The 24216-nt window shown below is 69.9% G+C and carries 11 protein-coding genes and 2 pseudogenes; 11 read left to right on the top strand and 2 right to left on the bottom strand.

Annotated elements, in window-relative coordinates:
- The first annotated feature begins 61 nt into the window (after positions 1–61).
- The 4 genes and pseudogenes from A176_RS16690 (at position 62) to A176_RS16675 (ending at position 11494) form a co-directional block, all read left to right on the top strand.
- Positions 62–2140, top strand: a complete 2079-nt coding sequence (locus A176_RS16690) for an alpha-amylase family glycosyl hydrolase (protein WP_002639342.1) — start codon at positions 62–64, stop codon at positions 2138–2140.
- Positions 2141–2397: 257 nt separating this feature from the next.
- Positions 2398–3930 carry an SDR family oxidoreductase gene (locus A176_RS16685; RefSeq protein ID WP_002639341.1) on the top strand — a complete coding sequence of 511 codons (1533 nt, stop codon included), beginning with the start codon at positions 2398–2400 and terminating at the stop codon, positions 3928–3930.
- A 23-nt stretch (positions 3931–3953) separates the two neighbouring features.
- Positions 3954–10378, top strand: a pseudogene (locus A176_RS41220) (SDR family NAD(P)-dependent oxidoreductase).
- A gap of 24 nt (positions 10379–10402) precedes the next feature.
- The gene (locus A176_RS16675; RefSeq protein WP_002639339.1) at positions 10403–11494 is read left to right on the top strand and encodes a fatty acid desaturase family protein; all 1092 of its coding nucleotides are present in this window, start codon (positions 10403–10405) and stop codon (positions 11492–11494) included.
- A 106-nt stretch (positions 11495–11600) separates the two neighbouring features.
- On the opposite strand, the gene hutH is transcribed toward A176_RS16675, so the two are convergent.
- Positions 11601–13127 carry a histidine ammonia-lyase gene (gene hutH, locus A176_RS16670; RefSeq protein WP_002639338.1) on the bottom strand — a complete coding sequence of 509 codons (1527 nt, stop codon included), beginning with the start codon at positions 13125–13127 and terminating at the stop codon, positions 11601–11603.
- A gap of 131 nt (positions 13128–13258) precedes the next feature.
- On the opposite strand from hutH, the gene A176_RS16665 reads away from it, so the two are divergent.
- The 5 genes and pseudogenes from A176_RS16665 (at position 13259) to A176_RS16650 (ending at position 19271) form a co-directional block, all read left to right on the top strand.
- A complete protein-coding gene (locus A176_RS16665) occupies positions 13259–14536 on the top strand; it encodes an aspartate kinase (RefSeq protein ID WP_002639336.1) in 1278 nt (425 codons plus the stop codon).
- A 4-nt stretch (positions 14537–14540) separates the two neighbouring features.
- A complete protein-coding gene (locus tag A176_RS16660) occupies positions 14541–14957 on the top strand; it encodes a ComEA family DNA-binding protein (RefSeq protein WP_002639335.1) in 417 nt (138 codons plus the stop codon).
- 9 nt (positions 14958–14966) lie between these two features.
- Positions 14967–15065 (top strand): annotated as a pseudogene (locus A176_RS41215) (zinc-ribbon domain-containing protein); the annotation flags it as partial.
- A gap of 6 nt (positions 15066–15071) precedes the next feature.
- Complete coding sequence (locus A176_RS38030; protein WP_237076921.1) at positions 15072–17921, top strand: hypothetical protein; 2850 nt, start codon at positions 15072–15074, stop codon at positions 17919–17921.
- 168 nt (positions 17922–18089) lie between these two features.
- Positions 18090–19271, top strand: coding sequence for a glycosyltransferase family 2 protein (locus A176_RS16650; protein ID WP_002640535.1), 1182 nt, complete (start codon positions 18090–18092; stop codon positions 19269–19271).
- Positions 19272–19361: 90 nt separating this feature from the next.
- Here A176_RS16650 and A176_RS16645 read toward each other — a convergent pair whose 3' ends face one another.
- Entirely contained in the window at positions 19362–20204 is an 843-nt protein-coding gene (locus tag A176_RS16645) for a CHAP domain-containing protein (RefSeq protein ID WP_021781392.1), read from the bottom strand.
- A gap of 134 nt (positions 20205–20338) precedes the next feature.
- On the opposite strand from A176_RS16645, the gene A176_RS16640 reads away from it, so the two are divergent.
- A complete protein-coding gene (locus A176_RS16640; RefSeq protein WP_002640537.1) occupies positions 20339–22030 on the top strand; it encodes a serine/threonine-protein kinase in 1692 nt (563 codons plus the stop codon).
- A 54-nt stretch (positions 22031–22084) separates the two neighbouring features.
- Positions 22085–24163, top strand: coding sequence for an ATP-dependent helicase (locus A176_RS16635; protein WP_002640538.1), 2079 nt, complete (start codon positions 22085–22087; stop codon positions 24161–24163).
- Positions 24164–24216: the final 53 nt, after the last annotated feature.

The following is a 24216-nucleotide window of genomic DNA, read 5'->3' as shown; positions in this document are numbered from 1 at the left end:
CTCCACGCCGCCGATACTGGGACGAAGCCCCCCACTTCTTCGATCGAACAGCGGCCGAGCCATGACCTCCCGGATCCATCAACCGAGCCGACCCGCCTCCTCCAACAAAAGCGCCGCTTCGCAGCGTTCCTCGGATTCCGCCGAGCCCCGCGCGAAGGAGAACGCGGCGTCCGCGAAGCCCGCGACTCCGCGTGCGTCCGTGAAGGACTTCTTCGACGACGCGAAGCAGACGCGCAACGCCGACTCCCAGCGCCAGGTCAACACGTTCCAGGCGAGCCGTGGCGGTGCGCCCACGCCGCAGACGCTGTCGCGCAAGAGCGGCAGCCTGCTGCCCGAGCCCCTGCGCTTGAGCGCGACGGCGATGCCCACCCAGCCGTCCAGCCGCCCCGGCATGGGCGCGCTGCCGTACGACGGCGGCACCATGTTCCGCGTGTGGGCGCCCAACGCGCAGCGCGTGCAGGTGGCGGGTGACTTCAGCAACTGGCAAGCCGTGGAGCTGCAGCGGGAGCCGAGCGGCAACTTCTCGCTCGATGTCCCGGGCGCGAAGGCGGGTGACCAGTACCAGTACGTCATCCAGGGCAAGTACGGCGACTGGCGGTGGAAGGGTGACCCGCGCGCCTATGACGTCACCAACTCCACGGGCAACTCCATCGTCGTCGACCACAACTCGTACCAGTGGAAGCACGACCACGACTTCCGGATGCCGCCCTGGAACGAGGCGGTCATCTACGAGATGCACGTGGGCACCTTCAACGACGAGCCCGGCTGGGGCCCGGGCAACTGGCAGAGTGCCATCGACAAGCTGGACCACCTGACGGACCTGGGCATCAACGTCATCAAGATGATGCCGTCGGCCGAGTTCGCGGCGGACTTCAGTTGGGGCTACAACCCGGCCTATCCCAACGCGCCGGAGAGCGCGTACGGCACGCCGGATGACCTCAAGCGCTTCGTCGACGAGGCCCACAAGCGCGGCATCGGCGTGGTGATGGACGTCGTCTACAACCACCTGGGGCCCACCGACCTGCCGCACTGGGACTTCGACGGTGAGACGTACGGCAAGGGCGGCAGCTACTTCTACACGGACTGGCGCGCCAAGACGCCGTGGGGCGACACCCGGCCCGACTACGGCCGCCACGAGGTCCGCGACTACCTGCGCGACAACGCGATGATGTGGCTGCGCGAGTACCACATGGATGGCCTGCGCGTGGACGCCACCAAGGAAATCCGGATGGCGAGCGGCGTGGACAACCCGGAAGGGTGGCAGTTGCTCCGCGACATCAACGATGCCGTCAACCGCGAGTTCCCGCAGAAGATCATCATCGCCGAGGACCTGGGCGGCGACGGCGCCCTCACGCACCCGGACGGCGCGAACTTCGACAGCCAGTGGGACTCCAACTTCGTCCACCCGATGCGTGAAGCGTTGACGGCGTTCTCGGACAGCGATCGGGACATGAACGCCGTCGCTGACGCCATCCGCTTCAAGTACAACGGCAGCGCCCTCCAGCGCGTCATCTACACGGAGAGCCACGACGAGGTGGCCAACGGCAAGCAGCGTCTGCCCAGCGAGGTGGGCGGCTGGGACGCCGGCGGCTACCACGCCAAGAAGCGCTCCATCATTGGCGCCGCGCTCACGATGACGAGCCCCGGCATCCCGATGATCTTCCAGGGCCAGGAGTTCCTCGAGGACGGTCACTTCCAGGACGCGGACCCGCTCGACTGGAAGAAGAAGGAGACCTTCGCCGGCATCAACCAGGCGTACACGGACCTCATCAAGCTGCGCCGCAACTGGAACGACAACACCGCCGGCCTGCGCGGTGAGAACGTCAACGTCCACCACGTGAACAACAACGACAAGGTCGTCGCCTTCCACCGCTGGGACAAGGGCGGCGCGGGCGATGACACCATCGTCGTGGTGAACATGGGCGGCAAGCACCTGTCCAACTACGACCTGGGGCTGCCCGATGACGGCACGTGGAAGGTCCGCTTCAACAGCGACTGGCAGGGCTACTCCGGCGACTTCGGCAATGCCCAGAGCTTCGACGTGGGCGGCCGGTGGAATGGCAAGGACGGCATGCCCGCCAGCGGCACGCTGAACAACCTGGGTCCCTACAGCGTGCTCATTCTGTCCAAGGACAGGTGAGTGAAGCTCGGCCGTGGCATCCGTGCCACGGCGCCAGGTTGGAGGCGCGAGCGCCGTCCGCCCAGCGAGCAGGCCGCCGGCGCCCGTGAACGCGCCGGCACCGACGCTGTGCTGATGTAAAGTGCCCAGGAAATATTTCGCACGCATGCGGTTTGCGTGCCGCTTTGTGAACGGTGTGTGACGCGTCACCCGCCTCCGCAAGTCGTGTCAGACCGCTGATGCATTCATTGCCGCGAACCAGAGCACGAGGGTCGGCAATGACTACACACCATGCATCACATCAGAGCACTCTGGCCGCCGCGGACATCCTGGAGCGCATCCGTCGCTGTGCCGCCGAGGTCACGCGTTATCCCTTCGACATCCTGACGGCGGATGCGCAGCTCGAGGATGAGCTGGGCATCGACTCGGTCAAGCTCGCCGAGATTGCCGCCGTGGTGGGACGCGAGTTCGACATTCCGTCGGACCGGCTGCCTCGCGGCGCACAGGCGCGCACGTTGGGGGCCGTCGCGGAGGTCGTGGGGCAGTGGGTCGCGCGGGCGCAGCCGTCGCCAGCTCCCGTCGCGGCGCCAGGGGTTTCCGCACCGCCAGCACCCGTGGCTCCGCGCGCGCCGTCGGCGCCGGTGAATGGCGAGCTGGAAGCTCGGGTGCGTGACGTCTTCGCGCGCGTCACGCGGTATCCGGAAGCGCTGCTGACGCCGGACGCGGACCTGGAGGACGAGCTGGGCATCGACTCCGTCAAGCAGGCGGAGATCCTGGCCGTGCTCGTGCGGGAGTTGGGGCTGACGGACGCGCCACCGCCTTCCCAGCGCCTGCGCACCATCGCCGCCATCTGTGAGATGGCGCGCTCACGTCTGGCACCTCCACCCACGCCCGCGCAGCCCGTGCGTGGGGTCCAGACGCCACGCCGTTCACCCCCTCCGGTGGAGCTTCCATTCGAAGGCAAGGTTGCGTTCGTCACGGGGGCGGGGAAGGGGATTGGCAAGGTCATCGCGGCGCGATTGGCGGGTGCGGGCGCCACAGTGGTGGTGAACTCCTTCCACTCGCGCGATGAGGGTGAGCGCACGGTGGCGGAGCTGAATGCCGCGGGAGGCAAGGCCCTCCACGTGTGGGGCTCGGTCGCGCAGGAGGAGCACCTGGACCGGATGTTCGCCACCATCGTGGCGCAATGTGGCGGCTTGGACTTCCTGGTGTGCAATGCCTCCAACGGCCTCATCGGCCCGTTCGATCGCATCGCGCCGCGTGATTGGGACAAGGCCTTCCGCACCTGCATCACCGGGACCTACGAGTGCGCGATGCGTGCGAGGCCGCTGATGGCCGCGCGAGGCGGCGGCAGCATCGTGACCATGTCCACGTCCATGTCCCAGCGCTACATGCACGACCTGGGGTGCCAGGGCGTGGTGAAGGCGGGCGTGGAGTCGTTGACGCGATATCTCGCCGCGGAGCTGGCGCCGGAGGGCATCCGCACGAACTGCGTGTCCGCGGGGCCGGTGCATGGGGAGCTGCTCGGCATGTTCCCGGACGCGGCGGCGCGCGTCGCGCGTTGGGAGGCCGCCACGCCGGGCGGGGAGATCTGCACGGCGGAGGATGTCGCCGACGTCACCGAGCTCCTCCTGGGGCCCAAGACGCGCCGGGTGAATGGCGCCATCTGGGTGGTGGATGGGGGCCTCTCTGGAACGGTGGACGGGCTGCTGCCTGGAACCTCCGAGGTGCCGGCTCGACGGCCCACGGAGCCGCGGTGGAGCCACTCTTCCGACCATGACGTGCGGGCGCTGCTCGCGCTCGATTCCTGAACTTCGCACTGGAGGCAACGACCATGGGGTTCTTCGCCGTCCCGTACGACATTCATTTCGATGACACGATGGCCTACGGGAGCCATCACTTCCTCACCAACTTCAAGTTCCAGTGCGCGGGCCGGGAGCACCTGCTCTTCAGTCCAGCGGTCTTCGACGTACCGGAGTTCCGCCGCGACTTCGATCAGGTGCTGTTGCTCACCTACGAGGGCTATTCGCGCAACCTGGCGCCCGCATCCCTGGGGGACCGGCTCGTGGTGCTGACGTCGTTGGAGGAGCGGGGAGAGGTCTCCCTCCGCTTCTGCTTCCGGACGTTCAAGAGCGACGGCACGCCGGTGGCCTGCGGCTACCAGACGGTGCTCTGCGCGGACCGGGCACAGGGGACCTTGTGTCCCTGGCCGCGGTCCTTCCAACGGTGCTTCGAGTCACTGTCGGACATCTTGGAGCAGCCCGCGCCACGGAGCTTCCGGGAGCGCGCACATCAGGGCGGCGCCGCCATCAAGGAGCTGTTCCCCGAGTCGCTCCAGACGCTGGCGAAGTCGCTGCTCGCGGACCCCGCGTCGCTGGGGACGTCCCGGGTGGTGTCGGTGGCGCCATCCGAGTCTCCTCGTCCGTTGGAGTCCGCGGCGTCGCTGACGCTCCCAGCGGAGGCGACCGCGTTTCTCTTCGCGGGGCAGGGCTCGTTCGAGCCGGAGCTCTTCCTCCGGTTGAAGGCGCTGCATGCCGGCCTCGAGGCGGAGCTGGACGGTGTCTCGACCGCCTGCCTCGTGGCGGGCGTGGACGCGGCGCCATTGCTCTTCGCCCGGGATGCGGTGGAGGTCCGGAAGGCGCTCGAGGCGGTGCCGCAGCTCGACCAGCTCGGCATCTACCTGTCGGGAGTATGGGGCGCCCGCTGGTTGCAGCATCAGGGGCTGCGCCCGGACGTGTTCGTGGGGCACAGCTTCGGAGAGATTGCCGCGATGACGTCGGCCGGGGCGCTCGACCTGGCGGCGGGGGCGCAGGTGGTCTGTCACCGCATCCGGGCGCTCCAGAAGGTCCCGGACGATTTCGGAACACTGGCGGCGCTGGCACTGGGTGAGTCGGAAGCTGTCCGCGCCATCGCGGAATGTGGCGCTTCGGGGCTGGTCGTCGCGGGGCGGAACCACGCCCGGCAGACGGTGGTCGCGGGGGCTCGCGGTGAACTCGGGCGCCTCCGTGCATTGCTGGAGTCCCGAGGGCAGGGCTTCTCCTTCGTGACCAGCCGGTACCCGTTCCACCACCCGGGCCTGGCCACGGCGTCCCAGGACTTCCGTGCGTTGCTGACGCAGGTGCCCATGCGGGCACCCCAGGGCCGCGTCTATTCACCCATCGAGCAGCGCCAGTACCAAGGCGGGCAGCCCGAGCTGGCGGAGGCACTGGCTTCGCACCTGGTGCGTCCGTTCGACTTCCTGGGCACGGTGGAGACCCTGTCCCGGGCCGGATGTACGCGCTTCGTGGACTGTGGAACCACCGGCGTCCTGGCGCGCATCGTCCAGAAGATCCTTCCCTCGGTGGCATCCGACGCGGTTCGTGTCATCAGCAAGATGCTTCCGGAGGGGCCGCCCGCGCCCGTTTCGACGCCCGCGTCCCGCGAGGCCCTCCCCGTGCCCATGGAGGATGACGGGGTGGCGGTGGTGTCGTTGGGGTGCATCCTGCCGGGGGGCGCGGAGGATCCAGAGGCGTACTGGCAGAACATCCGCCAGGGTGTCAGTGGCATCGTCGACCCGAGCGTGGCGCGTCCGGAGTGGGTGGCGGACTTCATGGGGCCTCGGGGAACGCCCGACCGTGCGTATACGTTGCTCACGGGGCAGGTGCGGGAGGCGGACCTGGTGCCTCCTCCGGGATTCGACCCGGCGCGCTTCCAGCAGTATGTCCGCGAGCAGAAGTTGCTGGCCATCGCGCTCGAACAGGCCATGCGGGGCTTGAAGGCCGTGGCGTCGCGTTCGCCGGGGCGCATCCAGTGCCTGCTTGGATCGACGGCGGAGGGCTCGGCTGAGTACGACGCGGCGTTGAGTGTCGAGGCGGGCGAGGCGCTCCTGTGCGCGAGTGGCGAGCGGGTCCACGACGTGGCCGCGCTTTCGATGGCCGCACGTGCCGCGCTGGGGGTGGAGGCCATCTCCAGCGATTTGGCACCGTATCCGACGCTCCAGGCGGTGGTGTCCGACGTGGTGGGCGCGGGTGTCGCCACGACGCTGCTCGACGCGGCCTGTGCGTCATCGCTCTACGCGATGGCGTTGGGCATGAAGGCGCTTGAACGCGGCGACGCGGACCTCGTGTTGGCGGGGGGCGTCTTCTCTCCGGGACCTGGGAACAGTTGTCTCTTCTCCCAGTTCAACGGTCTCTCCGCCACGGGGAGCAGGCCCTTCGACGCCAGCGCGGATGGCGTCATCTTTGGCGAGGGCGCGGGCATCGTCGGCTTGATGCGACTGAAGGATGCGGTGGCGGCGGGGCACCGGGTGCATGCCGTCATTCGCGGCGCGGGGCTGTCCAGCGATGGCCGGAGCAGCTCGGCGAACGTGCCTCGGGTGGAGGGGCAGGTGGCCGCGATGGAGGCGTGTTACTCCGGCGCGGAGCTCGCCCCGCGAGCATCCAGTACATCGAGGCCCATGGCACGGCCACGCCCGCGGGGGACGCCACCGAGCTCAAGTCGATTGCCCACGTCTTTGGCGGCAAGCGAAGTGGCCTCCAGTTGGCCAGCGTGAAGGCGCTCATCGGCCACGTGGGCTGGGCGGCTGGCGCGGCCTCGGTCATCAAGCTGTGCAAGGCGCTGGAGCACCGACTCTTCCCGGTGCAGGCGAACTTCGCGCAGCCGGGTGACGCGCTCCGCGGCATGGGACCCGGCTTCGAGGTGAACACCCACGAGCAACCCTGGCCGGAGAACGGTGCCCTCCCGCGACGTGCCGCCACCAACGGTTTTGGCTTTGGTGGCACCAACGCACACCTGGTGTTGGAGGAGTACCGAGGGCCCACGGCCTCGCCTCGGCGGGTGGCTGGAAACACGGAGGATGCCGAGCTGGTGGTGGTGGCCGCGGAGGGCCTGTTCCCGGATCGTGAAGGACTTGCCGTGGCGGGGGCTCCTACCGACGTTGGCCCCCGTTTCGACCTCGCGGCGTTGAGTCTGCCTCCCTCGGTCCGCTTGTTGCCCGACATCTCCGAGGACATGGATGCGACCCAGCGCCTGGGGCTCGTGGTAGCGAGCGCATTGGCACGGAAGCTGGGTGCGTTCGACGCGCTTCGCTCGAAGACGGCCATCGTGCTCGGGCTCGAAGGGAAGACGCGTCGAGGCGTCGAGGCCGTCCAGCGTGTCCTGGCGTTCTCCCTTCGGAGGCGCTTGCACGAGCAGGCCGCGCGCGAGCCCGCGTCCGCCGCGGTACTTCCGCTCGCGGACCGGTTGCATTCGACGGTGACGGAGACGCTGCGTCCCACGGGGCCGTACACGCTCCAGGGGATGATGCCGAACGTCACGCCCGGCCGTGTCGCGGGGGTGCTCGACGTCAAGGGCCCGAACTTCGTGGTGGATGCTGGCGCTGCGTCCTCGTCCGCCGCGCTGAGGGCGGCCCGTGGGGTGTTGGAGAGCGGCTTCGACCTGGTCTTCGTGGGCAGCACCCATATCAGTCGGCCTGGTGAGGCTCGGGGCGCGCTACATCCCGAGGAAGGCGCGGCGCTGTTCGCGGTGACGACGGTCGCGAAGGCCCGAAGCCTGGGTTTGAAGCCCCTGTGCCATCTCCGGCAGGGTGTCGTGGCAGGGGCCCATGTTGAGCTCCCCGCGCATTCCGCGGGCGAGAGCCTGGCGCTCTTCCGGGCAGTGCAAGCCGCCGCTGAAGGCCAGCCCACGACGCTGAGGTTCCACCCGGAGGCCGCGACCGGCATTCGGTTCGAGGTGACGCTGGTGCCACCTTCCGACGCACCACGGAAGGTCGCTGTGCGGCCCGCGGAAGCCGTGCCGACTGCTGCCGTGGCTTCAGCGTCCGAGGCACCCAGTGGGTTCGACCATGCGGGGACCATCCGCTACCACGCGCCGGTGCTTGTCGAGAGGCCGACGGGGCCGCGCCGGCCGGGGTATCTCCGAGGGCGCCGGGTGGTGTTCATCGCGCAGGATGTGCTGCTCGCACGTGAGCTGGCGGAACACGTCGACACCCTGTGTGGGCCGGACTACCGCATTGTTTGTGCGGGGAACTCCGGGGACGAGGGGCGCATCCGGAGCATCGACCTCACGACGGAAGCGTCGGCGGAGGCAGGCTTGTCCGCGCTGGCGTTCGAGCCCGAGGTCATCCTCGCGGTCAGCCGCGTGAACACGCGGGCGGGACAGGCCGAAGTGGTGGCCGACACGGCGATGGAGCATGGCGCGTTGGAGTTGCTCTTCCTGGCCGCACGCCGCGTCTACGAACGGCTGTCGCGCGGTGGGGTCGAGCTGGCGAGCCTGTGCATCGGCGCCGTGGGAGCACGCCGGTGCCTGCATCCGATGTCCGGGTTGTTCGCGGGAATCCTCAAGTCCATTGGCCGTGAGGTGCCTGCACGGCATGTCCATGCGATGTCCACCTCGGCCATGCCGCTTCAGGCCGCGTTGGACCTGGCTGAAGGGGAGCTGAGCGCCGAGCCACAGGGAACGCCCTCCATCGAGGTCTGCTTCGACGGCTCCCGGCGTTGCGTCCGCGTGTTGCGAGCGACAGCCGTCACCACGGAACCGGCGGCGCCGCTCGACTCAAACTCGGTGGTGTTGCTGACGGGCGGAGGGCGTGGCGTGACGGCGGTCCTCGCGGGAGCCTTGCTCAAGCGGTACGGCTGCAAGGTGGTGCTCATGGGCCGGAGTGATCCGGACGAAGCGCCGCCGCACGTGCTCCATGCTCGCGCGGAGGACTTGCCCCAGGTGGAGCGCGAGTTCTACACAGCCGAGCTGGCCCGCAACCCGAGCACGCGCATGCCGGAGTTGCGCAAGCGCTTCGAGCGGTTCCTGGCCGCGCGCGAGTTGAAGTCCACGTTGGAGGGGCTCGCCCGGCTCCCGGGAGAGATGCGCTATCGCGCCGCGGACGTGACGCGGGCCGAGGACGTCGTCCGGGTCGTACAAGAGGTGGCGGATGTGTATGGGCGGCTCGACCTGGTGGTCCACGGGGCGGGGACGCAGACGTCGAAGAAGTTGAACCGGCGGCAGCTCGGGGAGCTTCGGACGAACCTGGGGACCAAGCTGCTCGGTCTCCGGAACCTGCACGATGCTTGCGTGTCACGGCTCGCCCGCCCCGTGGCGTTCCATGTCCTCACCTCGGCGTTCAGCTACATCGGGAACGACGGACAGGCGGACTACGGCGCGGCGAACGAGGCCCTGGACCGGCTCTGTGCCTGGGTGAGCGACGCCAGCAGTGAGGTGCGGTGGTGCAGCGTGGGCTGGCTCGCCTGGGATGGCATCGGGATGACGCGCGGCTCGGAGTACCGCGTGCTGGGGGCCAGCCGGCAGTTGCGTGGCATCCGGGCGGAGGAGGGTGAAGCGCTCTTCCTTCAGCTCGTGGACGGACGGCCCCGCGAGGCCATCAACGTCCAGCTCACGGACAGCGAGCGTGGGTTCTACGGGCTGGAGGTCCTGTCCGCGGACGCCTCCGCCGCGCCCGTGCATCGCCCGCTGGTCGTCGATGCCGCGAGTGTGCCCTGCCTGGAGGACCACCTCGTCCGGGGGACGCCCACGCTCCCGGGGGCCTGGGCCTTGGACTTGATGCTGCAATCCGCGGTGGGCACCGGGCGGCCGGAGCTGCGGACCGTTACCATCGAGGACGTTCGGTTCTCACGATTCATCCGGGTGAAGCCGGGGGGGCAGCAGCATCTGCGCGCGGAATGCACGCCAATCGAGGACGTCCCGAACCGGTACCGCGTGCAGGTCCGGCTCATGGGGGACATCGTCCATGGGTCTGGCGTCGTGTTGGAGCGGGACCTCGTCTATGCGGAGGCGCGGTTCACGCTGACGGCGGAGCCGCCTCGGGGGACGCCCGCGTTGGATGCCGCGACGCCGACGGGACGGGCCTTGCGTGTCCATGACCCGCACTGCGCCACGGGGGGCCCCATCGAGCTGCGGAAGATGTTCGATTGCCTGGAGGAGATTCAAATCGAACCCGCCGCGCGCTTCGCCCGGCTGGGGCTGCCAACGGCGCCCGAGCAGGCGGGGAGCACGGTGCCCGCGCTCGTGATGGACGCGGCGCTGCGGCTGAGCGCGATGCACGTGGATGGGGAGTCGAGCACGGTGTTCGCTCCCATCCAGGTCCAGCGGGCCACGTTCGACCGGGGCCTGGTGGAGGGCGAGGGGCGCGCGCCGCTTCGGCTCTCGTTGAAGGCGCTTCCTCCGCGAGTGGAGGGAGACCTGCTCGAGTGCGGAAGCGTCGCGGCGCTGGATGAAGCGGGGCGGCTGCGGATGCTGATCGAAGGCGGCCTCGCGCGGCCCATGGCTTGAAACCTTCCACGATCGGGTGAACGCATGAGTGCTTCCATTTCTCAGGCGGGACCGATTCCCGCCGATGATCCGCGCAAGCTCCGAGCCGAGCTCCGGCGGGTCATGCCTCCCGAGTCCTTCCAACCGCAGCCGCTGCGTGGCGTCGTCGCGCTGGGGCTCGTGCCGTTGATGGGCGTGTTGATGTGGGCCGTGGCCAGCGGGCGGCTGCCGTGGTGGGCGTGTCTGCTCGGCTCGTTCGTCCTGGGACAACTGGCGACCGCCGTGGGGCTGGCCGCGCACGAGGCGCTGCACCACGCGGTGTTTCGCAGCAGGGCGCTCGAAAGCCTCCTGGGCTGGGTGGGCTTCGGCCCGTTCCTGGTGACCCCTGGGACTTGGCGGGCTTGGCACGTCCAGGCGCACCACAGCGCGGCGAACGTCCTGGTCCGTGACCCCGACATCCTGCCGCGCCAGAGCGAGTGGCGGACCCAGTGGTTCGCCAAGGTGTTCCACGCGATGTCGCCGGGCTCGGGCTCACTGCTGAGCTTCGTGAGTTTCTTCTTCTTCTTCACGGCACAGGGCCAGGCGTTCTTGTGGCGCCACAGCGCGTTGCCCCAGTTCAAGCACGTCCACATGCATCGGACGCGCGAGCGCATCCTCACGGTGCTCGTGCTGCTGGGGTGGGTCGCGGTGGGGTGGTGGATGGGGCCACTGGGGGCGCTCTACGCGCTCATCCTGCCGCTGCTCATCGGCAACTTCACGTTGATGATCTACATCGCCACGAACCACTGGTTGCTGGCGGCGCACGAGGAGTCCGACAACCCCTTCGTGAACACGGCCAGCGTGGCGACCCACCCGGCGATGGACTGGATGCACTACAACTTCAGTCATCACCAGGAGCACCACATCTTCCCGGCGATGAGTCCGAAGTTCGCGCCGCTGCTGCGCAAGCACCTGCGGGAACTCAACCCGGAGGCCTCCCAGGTGTACCCGCACCTGCACGCGTTGCGGATGCTGTACCGCCGCCCCGCGCTCTACGCCGAGGACGGGCAGTCGCTGATGGGGAAGGACGGTACGCCCGTGATTGCCACGGAGGAGCTGCGCCGCCAGCTCACGAGGCCAGAGGCCGCTGTGACTTGAGTGGCGGCCGGGCGTTCGAAGAAAGGCACGACGCGGGCGTAGCATGCCGCTGCCCCACCCGCTGGGGCGCCTGGTGATTGGAATGCCAGGCGCCCGTGATGGGCCATCAGGCCGTGGCGGAGCGCACCGCGGCCAGCAGCTCGCCGGAGTCGACGAGCTGGCTCACCGCCTCGATGTCGCGGTGCAGCTCGCGGTCCTTCTCCATGTGCGGCACCTTGGAGCGCACCAGCTCGTACGCCGCGAGGGCGCCCTTGCCGGGCTTCAGGGGCAGGCGGAAGTCCAGCGCCTGGGCCGCGACCAGGATTTCAATCGCGAGGCAGGAGCGCGCGAAGTCGCTGACCTGACGGCCCTTGAGCGCCGCCGTCATGCCCATGGACACGTGATCCTCGCGGCCCGCCGAGGACGGAATCGAATCCACCGACGCGGGATGGCTGAGGACGCGGGACTCGGCCACCAGGGCCGCGCTCGTCACCTGCGCGATCATGAAGCCGGAGTTCAGCCCGGAGTTCTTCGCCAGGAACGCCGGCAGGTTGGACAGCGCCGGGTTCACCAACTGCTCCACACGCCGCTCGCTGATGGACGAGAGCTGCGTCAGCGCCATGGCCACCACGTCCATGGCCAGGGAGATGGGCTGGCCGTGGAAGTTGCCACCCGAGACGATGCGCTCCGTCTCCGCGAACACCAGCGGGTTGTCGGTGGCGCTGTTCACCTCGACCTCGAGGATGCGCCGGGAGAAGGCGATGCCCTCGCGCGCCGCGCCGTGAACCTGCGGGATGCAGCGCAGGGAGTAGGGGTCCTGCACCTTGCTGCAGTTGATGTGCGACTCGACCAGCTCGCTGCCCACGAGGATGCGCCGCAGGTGCGCGGCGACGTCCTTCTGTCCCGCGTGCGCGCGCACGTCGTGAATCTCCGGGATGAAGGGCTTGTGGCTGCCGAGCAGGCCCTCCAGCGTCATCGCGCCCGCGACGTCCGCGATGTCCGCCAGGGACTCGGCGCGGAGCTGGAGCAGGGTGCCCACGGCGCACATGGCCTGGGTGCCGTTCACCAGGGCGAGGCCCTCCTTGGCCTCCAGGATGACGGGCTTCAAGCCGGCGCGGTCCAGCGCCTGCCGCGCAGGCATCCGCTGCCCTTCGTAGAAGGCCTCACCCTCGCCGATGAAGACCAGCGCCAGGTGCGCCAGCGGGGCCAGGTCGCCCGAGGCGCCCACGCTGCCCCGCTCGGGGACCACGGGCACCACGTTCCGGTTCAGCATGTCCAGCGCCAGCGCCAGGGTCTCCATGCGGATGCCGGAGTAACCCTTCGCGAGGACGTTGCAGCGCAGCAGCAGCAGGGCCCGGGCCTCCGTGAAGGGCAGGGGCGTGCCGACGCCACAGGCGTGCGAAAGGATGAGGTTGCGCTGGAGGTCTCGCAGGTCCTTCTTGTCGATGCGGACCTCGGCCAGCGTGCCAAAGCCCGTGTTGATGCCGTAGGCGGGCGTGTCTCCGGCGGCGACGCGGTCCACCAGCGCACGCGAGGCACGCACGCGGGTGGCGGCGTCGGAAGACAGCTCCACGGTGGCCTCGTTGCGGGCCACCTGGAGGATCTCCTCCAGCTTCAGCGTGTCACCGTCGATGAGGATGCGGGGGCGCGACATTGGGAGCTCCAAGGGGTGTGGCGAAAGGGCAGGCACCCTAACGTAAACGGGTGCGATGGTTGCGGGCGCTTTACACCCGGCGGACGGGCTCGTATAGCTCCGGCTGTTCGAAGAGGGAGGTTGCAGGCGCCGTGGCACTCATCGTCCAGAAGTATGGCGGTACCTCCGTAGGTGACGTGGCCCGTATCAAGAACGTGGCCCTTCGCTGCCTGGCCGCCCAGGAGGCGGGTCACGATGTGGTGGTCGTCGTATCCGCCATGTCGGGCGAGACGAACCGGCTGCTGAAACTCGTGGGGCAGATCACCGACCGCCCGGATGAGCGCGAGCAGGACGTGGTCGTCGCCACCGGTGAGCAGGTCACCATCGGCCTGCTGGCCATGGCCATCCAGGCACAGCAGGGGCGGGCGACCAGCTTCCTCGGCCATCAGGTGCGCATCGTCACCGACAGCACCTTCTCCAAGGCGCGCATCAAGAGCATCGACGCGCAGCCCATCCGCGCCGCGCTGGCCCGCAGGCACATCGTCGTGGTGGCGGGATTCCAGGGCGTGGACGAGTCCGGCAGCGTGACGACGCTGGGCCGCGGCGGCTCCGACACCACCGCCGTGGCCGTGGCCGCCGCGCTGAACGCGGATGCCTGTGAAATCTATACGGACGTGGACGGGGTCTACACCACCGACCCGAACATGGTCCCCTCCGCGCGCAAGCTGGACCGCATCACCTACGAGGAGATGCTGGAGCTGGCCAGCGTGGGCGCCAAGGTGTTGCAGATCCGCTCGGTCGAATTCGCCATGAAGTACAAGGTGCCGCTGTGGGTGAAGTCGTCCTTCACGGATGACCCCGGCACCCTCGTGTGTGAGGAGGACAGTTCCATGGAGGATGTGCTGGTCCGCGGGGTCGCCTACGACCGGAACGAGACGAAGATCACGGTGTGCGGCGTGCCGGATATCGCGGGCGCGGCGGCGAAGATCTTCGGTCCGCTCGATGAGAAGCACATCGTGGTGGACCTCATCGTGCAGAACCCGTCCCGGGATGGCCGGACGGACGTCACCTTCACCGTGGGCAAGACGGACTTCCAGACCGCGCAGGACGTGGTGAGGAAGGTCGCGGAGGAGATTGGCGCCGCGGGCATCGAGACGGACGCGGAGATCGCGAAGGTGTCCATCGTCGGCGTGGGCATGCGCAACCACTCGGGCGTGGCGGCGCGGATGTTCCAGGCGCTGTCGGCCGAGGGCATCAACATCCAGATCATCTCCACGTCGGAGATCAAGGTGTCGTGCGTGGTCCACGCCAAGTACACCGAGCTGGCCGTGCGCGCGCTGCACTCCGCCTTCGGGTTGGATCAGCCGATGCCGCCCGAGGGCGTCAGCGCGGTCTCCGAGACGGCGGCCCTGAAGGGCGAGAAGGCCTGACGCGATGGCGAGCCGGACCGCCGCGCTCGCCGCCGTCGCGCTGGGTGTATTGGGCGTGGGCGTCGTCGCACGCCTGCGCTGGCCGGATGCCGCGCCCGCGCTGGAGTGTGCCCCGGAGTCTGTGCGGATTCGCCCGGATGGTGTGGCCACCTGTGGGGACGGCGCCGTGCCCACGGGAGCGCAGGCGCTGGCCCTGGGGCTCCGGTTGGATTTGAACTCCGCGACGGAGGAGGAGCTTGCCCTGATTCCCGGGGTGGGGCGCTCGCTGGCGCGGAGCCTCGTTGACGCTCGGGAGGCGCAGGGCGGCTTCAAGCGCTGGGAGGATGTGGACGCCGTGCGCGGGGTGGGTGCTGCCAAGTTGCAGACCCTCCAGGCGGCCACGGCACTTGGAGGTCCTCCGGACGCCGGGCCCGTGTGGTAAGCACGTCGCGTGCAGATCGCGTGCCCTCAGTGCTCGATGCAGTACGTCCTCGACTCCCGCCTGCTTCCGCCGGGAGGCGCTTCCGTCCAGTGCACGCGTTGCGGTCACGTTTTCATGGCGGCGCCGCATGGCACGGCGACGCCGTCGCGGTCGACGCCGACGGTGGGCGGAGGCGCTGGGCAGGCGCGCTCGCCGATGAAGTCCACGCAGTTGTTTGGCGGGGCGCAGTCAGGCGGCGCGGTGCCGCCTGTCGCGCCGGCGGGGACGACGCAGACGTCTGGTGCCGCTTCTCGGGGCACGGGACCGGATAACGGCACGCAGGCCTTCGGCGCGGTCCCTCCGGTCGCTACGACACAGACGTTCGGTGCTGCTTCCCGAGGCACGGGGCCCGACAACGGCACGCAGGCTTTTGGTGCAGTGCCGCCGGTCGCAACGACGCAGACGTTCGGCGCTGCATCCCGGGGCACGGGACCGGATAACGGCACGCAGGCCTTCGGCGCGGTGCCGCCGGTCGCAACGACACAGACGTTCGGTGCTGCTTCCCGAGGCACGGGGCCCGACAACGGCACGCAGGCCTTTGGTGCAGTGCCGCCGGTCGCAACGACGCAGACGTTCGGCGCTGCAGCCCGGGGCACGGGGCCGGATAGCGGCACGCAGGCGTTCGGCGCGGTGCCGCCGGTCGCGCCGGTGGGGACGACGCAGACGTTCGGCGCTGCTTCGCGAAGCGCGGACAACGGCACGCAAGCCTTCGGCGCGGTACCTCCGGTCGCCACGACACAGACGTTCGGTGCTGCTCCACGAAGCGAGGACAACGGCACGCAGGCCTTTGGGGCGGTGCCACCTGTCGCGCCGGTGGGGACTACGCAGACGTTCGGCGCTGCTCCACGAAGCGCGGACAACGGCACGCAAGCCTTCGGCGCGGTGCCGCCGGTCGCCGCGACACAGACGTTCGGTGCTGCTCCACGAAGCGCGGACAACGGCACGCAGGCCTTTGGCGCCGTGCCGCCGGTCGCCACGACACAGACGTTCGGTGCTGCTCCACGAAGCGCGGACAACGGCGCGCAGGCCTTTGGCGCCGTGCCGCCGGTCGCCACGACACAGACGTTCGGCGCTGCTTCCCGAGGCACGGGGCCCGACAGCGGCACGCAGGCCTTCGGCGCGGTCCCTCCCGTGGGAACGCAGTCCTTCAGACCCGCTCCACCGCAGGGTGCGGCGCCAGCGGGCTCCCTCCCATCGGCTGCGCCGGGTTCTGCCACGCAGGCGTTCGGGGCCGTGCCGCCCGTGGCCCCGGTCGTACGGACACAGTCGTACGGCGCGGTCTCTGGCCCGCCTTCGGGACAGACCCGGAGCGCGCCGCCCGCGCAGGCTCCTGGTGTCGCCGCCGTGCAGGGGACCGCAACCGGAAGCCCGGCGCCCGGCAACGCGACTCAGACCTTCGGCGCCTTCACGGACACTCAGCGCCCGGCCGCGGAGCCCGCGAGAGGCGGCGCGGCGCCCGGCAACACCACCCAGGTCTTCGGGGCCGCGCACGGCCAGGTCCTGACGCCGCCCCCGGTCAGCCCGCTTTCGGCCGCGGGCCCGAGCGCCGCCGCCCCTGAAGCCCCTCAGCATGCATTCGGCACCAAGCCAGCGAGCGACGCCCGCGCGCCCCTGGGCCGCAGTCAGACCTACAGCGCCGTCGCGGAAGCCCCCGTCGGCTCCAAGAGCCTCTTCGGCTCCGTGCCGCCCGTCTCACCGCCCGTGGAGTTCCCCGAGCCCCGTGCCGCGAGTCCGGAATCCGAAGCCGCTCGATCAGAGCCCACACTTCGCGCCCGCGGAACGCAGCCCTTCGGCCTGGCCGCGCTGCCCGAATCCGAGGCCCGCATCGAGCTCCCCCCGGAGCCCGACGAGCCGTTCGCCCCCCTCGGTGGCCTGTCCGGAGACTTCGGAGCCACGGAGATTCCGGCCGCCCCCGGGGCCGCGGCGCAGGGCGGGCCCACGACGCGCCGTCCCCCCGTCGAACTCCCGCCGGAGCTGCTGTCCGCTGGCCGCATGTCGACAGACAGCACCATCGAATACGCCAGTGGCGCCTCGTCGAGTGTGCGCCCCCAACTCGTGGTCGCCATCCTGGCGGGGCTCGCGCTCATCGGCGCGCTGGCCTACAGCTTCCTGAAGAGCCGAGAGGCGGAGATTCCCGCGTCGGTGGTCGAGGAGACGGACCGCGCGGCGGTGCTGCTCCGCCGCGATGATGCGACCGCCCGCGAACAGGCCCTCCAGTACGTGCGGGCCGTGGTTGCGAAACAACCTCGCTACGTCGAGGCCCAGGCGGAACTCGCGGTCGTCCTGGCGCTCAACCTGTCTGACCGTCAGGCGGACAGCGAGCGACTTCGCCTCAAGGGCGAGGCCCTCGCCCGAGCGAAGACGAAAGCGCTCAATTCGCTCGCCAAGCCCGAGCGGGAAGCCCGGCTCGTGGCATTCCAGCAGGAGGCCGGCGTTGTCGCGAATGACGCCGCGAGCGTGCGCGCCTCCATCGACACCCTCCGCAAGGAGCTCGACACGCAGCGCACCTTGCTGAGCAAGGCCCCCGAGGATGAACCCGCGTCCGCGGCGACCGCGCGGCTGAGGGCACAGGCCCTGTACGCCGCGGTCCTGGCGGCGCCCGACGCACTGGCCCTGGCGGAGCGGCTGCGCAACGCGGAAGGCGCGCCGCATGTCTGGAGCACGATGGCCCGGGCCGAATATGCGTTGAGCGCGGGCTCGCCCCCGGACACGCTCGTGGCGGTGTCGAAGGACCTGGAGACGCTGCGCCAGGCCGACAGCTCGTTGCTCCGGCCGTACCTGCTGGGCGCCCGCCTGGCGCTGCGGCAGAAGGACCCGGACACGGCACGTTCACTGCTGGACGACGCGCTGGCGCTCAACCCCGGACACACGATGGCGAGCCGGCTGATCGCCCAGATCGACGCGGACGCTCCTTCGGCACCCTGAAACGACGACCGGCTTCTCCGCCTGGGGGGCTGGAGAAAGTCCAGTCCCGCACCGCGAGCCCCGCGACCCCAGGGCCTTTCCCCGTGTGATTCTCGGGAAGTGGGCGAGGCATGCCTCTTGCTGAACCCGGCGCAGGTTCGAGGACTGGGTGCTTGGGAGGCAGGGTTGATGGCGGAGGTCTTCTTCTGGTGTGCGGTGCTGCTGCTCGCGCACACGTACTTTCTATACCCCTTGAGTCTTTTTCTGCTCGAAGGGGCCGCGCAGGTACTCAAGAACGCACGCAAGGTGCGGCAGGGGGGCGGGGATGAACAGGGCGTGGCCAGGCAGCGGCCGTTGCCCTCGGTGAGCCTGGTCGTGGCCGCCTACAACGAGGCGTCGTGCATCCAGCAGAAGCTGGAGAACAGCCTCGCGTTGGCGTACCCGGCGGAGAAGTTCGAGGTGCTCATCGGCTCGGATGGCTCGTCGGATGGGACGGATGACCTCGTGCGAGGCTGCACGGACGCGCGTGTCCGGCTGTCGCCAGCGCCGCGCGCGGGCAAGACGACGGTGCTGAATCGCTGCATCCCCATGGCGCAAGGGGACATCGTCGTCCTCTCCGATGCCAATACGATGATCGAGCCGGAGGCCATCGAGCGGCTGGTTCGCCACTTCGAGGACCCCGAGGTGGGCGCCGTCTGCGGGAAGCTGCGGCTCTACAACCCCACGAAGCAGGACTACGAGGAGAGCGCGTACTGGAGCTACGAGTCCCTCATCAAGATGTACGAGGGCCGTCGCGGCGCGGTGGTGGGGGCCAACGGCGGGCTGTATGCCATCCGGCGCTCGCTGTTCACGCAGTTGCCGCCGTCCACCATCGTGGACGACTTCGTGATTCCGCTGCGCATCCTGGAGAACGGCTTCAAGGTCGTCTACGAGGAGCACGCGGTCGCGCACGAGGAGACGACGGAGGATTACGGCAAGGAGTTCGGCCGCCGGGCGCGCATCGCCGCGGGCAACTTCCAGAGCCTGCGCATGGTGCCGGGGCTGTTGCTGCCGACCGCGGGCTTCCCCGCGTTCGCCTTCTGGTCGCACAAGCTGCTGCGTTGGTGCGCGCCCGCGCTGATGGGGCTGGCGCTGGTGGCGAACCTGTTCCTGCTCGACCGGCACTTCTACCAGTTCAGCCTGTTCATGCAGGTGCTGTTCTACGCGCTGGCGTACCTGGGGAAGACGGGCGTGCTGAAGCGGGGGACGGCGAAGAAGGCCGCGTCGGTCGCGTACTACTTCGTGACCATGAACTTGGCCATCGTCGTGGGCTTCTGGCGCTTCCTGCGCAACTCGCAGCGCGCCGCGTGGGACCGCACGGCCCGCGCCTGACCTGACGAACGGTGTCGTCGACCCGGCCGGAGGCCGCTTCCTCGAAGAGGGGAAGGGGTGTCCGGCCGGTTCGCGTTCTGCTGTGACCCGTTACCGCAGTGAGGCCACCGGGACGGGCTTGGTCGCCTTGGGGCTGGCGGGCAGCACGCTGCCGTAGCCACCGAAGAGCTGACCGGTGAGGACGGGATCCCGGTTGGGGCCCGGGTGCCGGAGCATGTCGTTGAGGACCTCGCCCGTTTGCGGATCTCGCCGCAGGTGGGGCCGCTCCAGGTTCATGCGGTAGCGCACCACGCCCCGGCGCACGCGGTGGATGACGGTGACGGTGCCGGAGTTGCTCACGCTCTCCACGATGCCCACGTGCGTGAGGCCGTCGTTGCGGCGGCCATCGCGGTTCTGGTCATACGTCTCGTTGAAGAAGACGAGGTCTCCCGGAGTCGGCCGGCCATTCGAGTACACGCGGCCCTGGGCGCGGGTGAAGCGGTACATGGCGGTGACGCCGTTGTCGCCCGGCTGGACGGTGCCACGGAACTTGACGCCAGCCTGGGCGTAGACGCCCTCGATGAGGCCCGTGCAGTCGGAGGGGTACTTCTTTCCCTGGAGCTGCACCTGCGTCTTGCCCACGAGCGAGCGGGCGGTGGTCACCACCTTCTCGCGCGCGTTGGCCGGCACGGCGGCGGGCTTCGAGCGGGCGGCCGACGCGCGCGCCTTTCCCCCCGCGACCTTCTTGCCCGGGCGGGTGCTCCCCTGAGCCTGCTGCGAATCGTTGCTCGCGGTGGCCACCGGCTTGGACAGCGGCTCGCGGGGGAAGGCGGGCGGTGACGCGGACCGGTAGCGCAGGGCATACGAATCCAGCCACGGTTCGAGCGGCGCTCCCGTGGTGGCACATCCCGTCGCCAGCATGGCGAGGGCTCCCATCAGCGTGAATGTCCTCATGGCGCGACCTCCCTGTAGCGTCCTGGGGCACATGCTCCGTCCAAGAAGCTGTGTCGTCAAAAAACCTACCCAGGCAACCGTCCGTCAGGCCTCGGGTTTCCGGGTGGGCGCGGGTGCGGTATTGCTCCAGGGACATGGCCTCTTTTCGCCGAGCCCTCGCCGTCCTGTTGCTGGCCACTGGCTGCGTCCCTTCGCCGTATGAGCGCGCGGCGAAGTCGGACACCATCGATGGCTACCGCGCCTTCCTGCGCGAATACCCCCAGCACGACGAGGTGGACGCCGCCGAGGCCCGGCTGGAGGAGTTGGAGTTCGAGGAGGCGAAGCGGCTGCACACGGTGATTGCCTACAAGCGCTTCCTGGAGGCCCACCCGGACGGGGCCCATGCGCGCACGGTGAAGACGCTGCTGGAAGGCCTCCGCTTCAACGCGGCGCAGGAGGCGGACAGCGTCGCCGGGTGGCGCCAGTTCCTCCAGGAGCACCCGGATGGGGTCCAGCGCGACGAGGCGAAGCGGCTGCTGACGGCGGTGGAGGCGCGCGAGCTGGCGACCACGGAGGACCCCCGCAAGCTGGCCGAGTACCTGCGCGCGGCGCCGGATGATCCGCGCCGCCTGGACGTGGAGTCCCGGCTGGACGCGCAGGCCTTCGCCCAGGCGAAGGCCTCCGGCGCGGCGAAGCTCTTCGCGTACCTCAAGGACTTCCCGGCCGGCGCGCACCGCGAGGAGGCGCGCATCCTGCTGCTGGGCCTGGAGGTGGAGGGGCTGCTCGTGTCGGGGCTGGTGGACGAGGCCGAGGCGCGGGTGAAGGCCCATCCCCTGGGCCCCAAGCTGACGGCGTTCCCCGAGCGGCTGGCCCGCGCCCGCGCCGAGTTCGCGGCGATGACCCGTTCAGAGCCCCTGGCCCAGGCGGCGCACGTGGGGCACTACCTGAGGGACATCGAGGACCTGAAGCGCGCGCTCGTGGCGCCCGACGCGTTGGACCGCTGGCAGGCGGCGGAGGAGCTGGGGCAGCACGTCTCGGTGCGGGTGTTGGATCCGCTGCTGGAGGCGCTGCGCGCGGCCCGCAATCCGTTGATCCGTCAGCACGCCTTCGACTCCCTGCGCAGCGTCCTGGCCGCGCTGCCGAAGCCGGTGGCCGAGTACGAGGTGACGTCCCGCCTGGACGCCCTGCGAGCGCGCGCGACGAGCGCCGAGCTGTACCTCACGGTGGCGGCGCTGCTGGACCTGTCCGGCCAGCTCGCCCAGGCGTCCACGGAGTACCAGCGGGCGGCCGAATCGGGCGCGGCGGATCCGGTCATCCTCCGGCGCTGGGTGCAGATTCGCGAGGAGCGGCGTCAGCACTTCTCCTCGGGCGTCGCCGCGCGGCAGCTCGCGCTGTGGTCTCTGGAGGTGGCGCAGGAGTCCCAGGTGACGCCGGAGGGCCGCGTGCCGCTGGCCTCGGCGCGGCAGCTCTGCGCGGCGGCCGTCAACGCCCGCTTCGCCGCGGACGCCATCGCCCGGGCCCGGGCCGTGAGCACCGAGTTCCCCGAGGACCTGGCGGAGTTCGAGCGCAAGGCCGCGGACGCCAAGCGGCTGGCGGAAGCCCGGCTGGCGGACGCAGAGCTGGTGCTGCGCGAGCAGGCGCCGGGCGCCAAGACGTGCGCGGACCGCGGCGTCCGCGAGCGCCTGGAGAGCGCCGAGAAGGAGCGCACCGCCGCCCTGAACGCGGTGGCCACGAAGCTGCCGCAGGTGGGGCGGCTCTTGCTGGAGGTGGCGAAGGAGCGGGATCCGTCGCCCCAGGTCCGCGCGGCCGCCTCCGCGAAGCTGACCGCGCTCAACGGCGTGCCCTGAGCCGTCCGGATCCGGATGTCCGAAGCGGGCGGGGCGGTTAGAGTCGGCGCCCCCATGGCCACGCGCACCGACACGCTCCGGGCGGATCCGGCGAGGCCCTCGCTGCGGATCGACTACGCCGCGCTGCTCAACGAGGAGCAGCTCCGCGCGGTGGAGGCCGGTGAGGGCCCCGTGCTGGTCATCGCCGGCGCGGGCTCCGGGAAGACGCGCACGTTGACCTTCCGGGTGGCGCGCCAGCTCGAGCGGGGCGTTCCTCCCGAGGGCATCCTCCTCCTCACGTTCACCAACAAGGCCGCGCGGGAGATGACGCGCCGGGTGGAGGAGCTGGCCGGCGCCTCGGTGGACGTGCGGCGCATGCTCGGCGGCACCTTCCACCACGCGGCGCACGTGCTGCTGCGCCAGTACGCGGCGGTGCTCGGCTTCTCCACGAACTTCACCGTGCTGGACCGCGAGGACGCCCGGGATTTGATGGTGACGTGCATCGCGGAGCGCCGGCTCAAGAGCGACAAGCGCTTCCCCCGGCCGGACCTGGTGCTGGACCTGGTGTCATTGGCGGCCAACCTCCAGGAGCCCGTGTCCCATGTGCTGATGGACCGCCGGCCCCAACTGCTCCCGCTGGCCCCCGAGGTGCTCGCCGCCGCCGCGCGCTATCAGCAGCGCAAGGCGCAGATGCACCTGATGGACTTCGACGACCTGTTGGTGCACCTCAAGCGGCTGCTGACGCACCACCCGGACGTGCGTCAGGCCATCACCGAGCGCTTCCAGTGCGTCCTGGTGGACGAGTACCAGGACACCAACCGGCTCCAGGGCGACCTCGTGGACCTGCTCGCGGGGGAGCGCAAGGACCTGACGGTGGTGGGGGATGACTGCCAATCCATCTACAGCTTCCGGGGCGCGGACTTCTCCAACATCATCGGCTTCCCACAGCGCTATCCGGGGTGCTCGGTCCACTCGCTGACGCGCAACTACCGCTCCACGCCGGAAATCCTGCGGCTGGCGAACACCTCCATCGCGCTCAACACGAACCAGTTCCCCAAGGTGCTGACGGCGGCGCGGCCCGCCGGGGTGAAGCCCCTCCTGGTGCCCACGCTGGACGCCGCGGGGCAGGCCACCTTCGTGGCCGAGCGTGTCCTGGCGCTGCGGGAGCAGGGCATGTCCCTGGAGGCCATGGCCGTGCTGTACCGCGCCCACAGCCACTCGCTGGAGCTCCAGCTCGAGTTGACCCGGCGCGGCATCCCCTTCCGGGTGCGCTCCGGGGTGCGCTTCTTCGAACAGTCCCACATCAAGGACGTGCTGGCCCACCTGCGGGTGGTGAACAACCCCGGGGACGAGCTGGCCTTCAAACGCGTCATCCGGCGCGTCCCAGGCGTGGGACCGGCGACGGCGGAGCACCTCTGGACGGCCCTGCGCGCGCTGCCCGAGGGCACGCCACTGGCGGAGGGGCTGGCCCATGCGGACGTCCAGGCGCACCTGCCGCGCAAATCCCGGAAGGGGTTCCAGGCCTTCGCCGACCTGATGGGGCGGCTGACGGGGCCCGGGGCGTCCAACGCGCCAGAGCGGCTGATCGACGGCGTGCTGGCGGGGGGCTACGCCGAGTTCCTGAAGGCGGAGTTCTCCGAGGAGGAGCACCGGGAGGAGGACGTCCGGCAGTTGGCGGAGTTCGCCCGCCGCTTCGAGGACGTGGCGCGGTTCCTGTCGGAGATCGCCCTGGTGGCGGAGTTCGCGGCGGGGGAGGCCCTGGGGGAGGAGGCGTCGGGGGCCGTCCTGACGCTCTCCACCGTCCACCAGGCCAAGGGGCTGGAGTGGCGGGCCGTCTTCGTCCTCTGGCTGGCGGATGGGCGGTTCCCCCTGTCGCTGGCCACACGCCTGCCCGAGGAGGAGGAAGAGGAGCGCCGGTTGTTCTACGTGGCCCTCACCCGAGCGCGCGACGCGTTGGCGCTGGTGTACCCCTTGAGCGTGTTGCCCCGGGACGGGGAGCGGATCCTCCTGCGGCCCTCCCGGTTCCTCCTGGAACTGCCCGGCGGGGAGGAGGCTCCGTTCGACCGGCACGCTCCGTCCGCCCTGGAGGCGGAGGCCGGGGTGGTCATGGGGCGGGATGGGCCCCCTCCGGGTGGAACGGACCCGGCGGACTGACACCGTCGCCCAGAAACGCGCACTCGCCAGCGCGACGTGATAGACAGTGGCAA

This window comes from Myxococcus hansupus, assembly GCF_000280925.3.
Classification (GTDB): Bacteria; Myxococcota; Myxococcia; order Myxococcales; family Myxococcaceae; genus Myxococcus; species Myxococcus hansupus.
The sequence above is the reverse complement of the archived record's forward strand: the minus strand, read 5'-3'. Positions and strand labels throughout refer to the sequence as shown.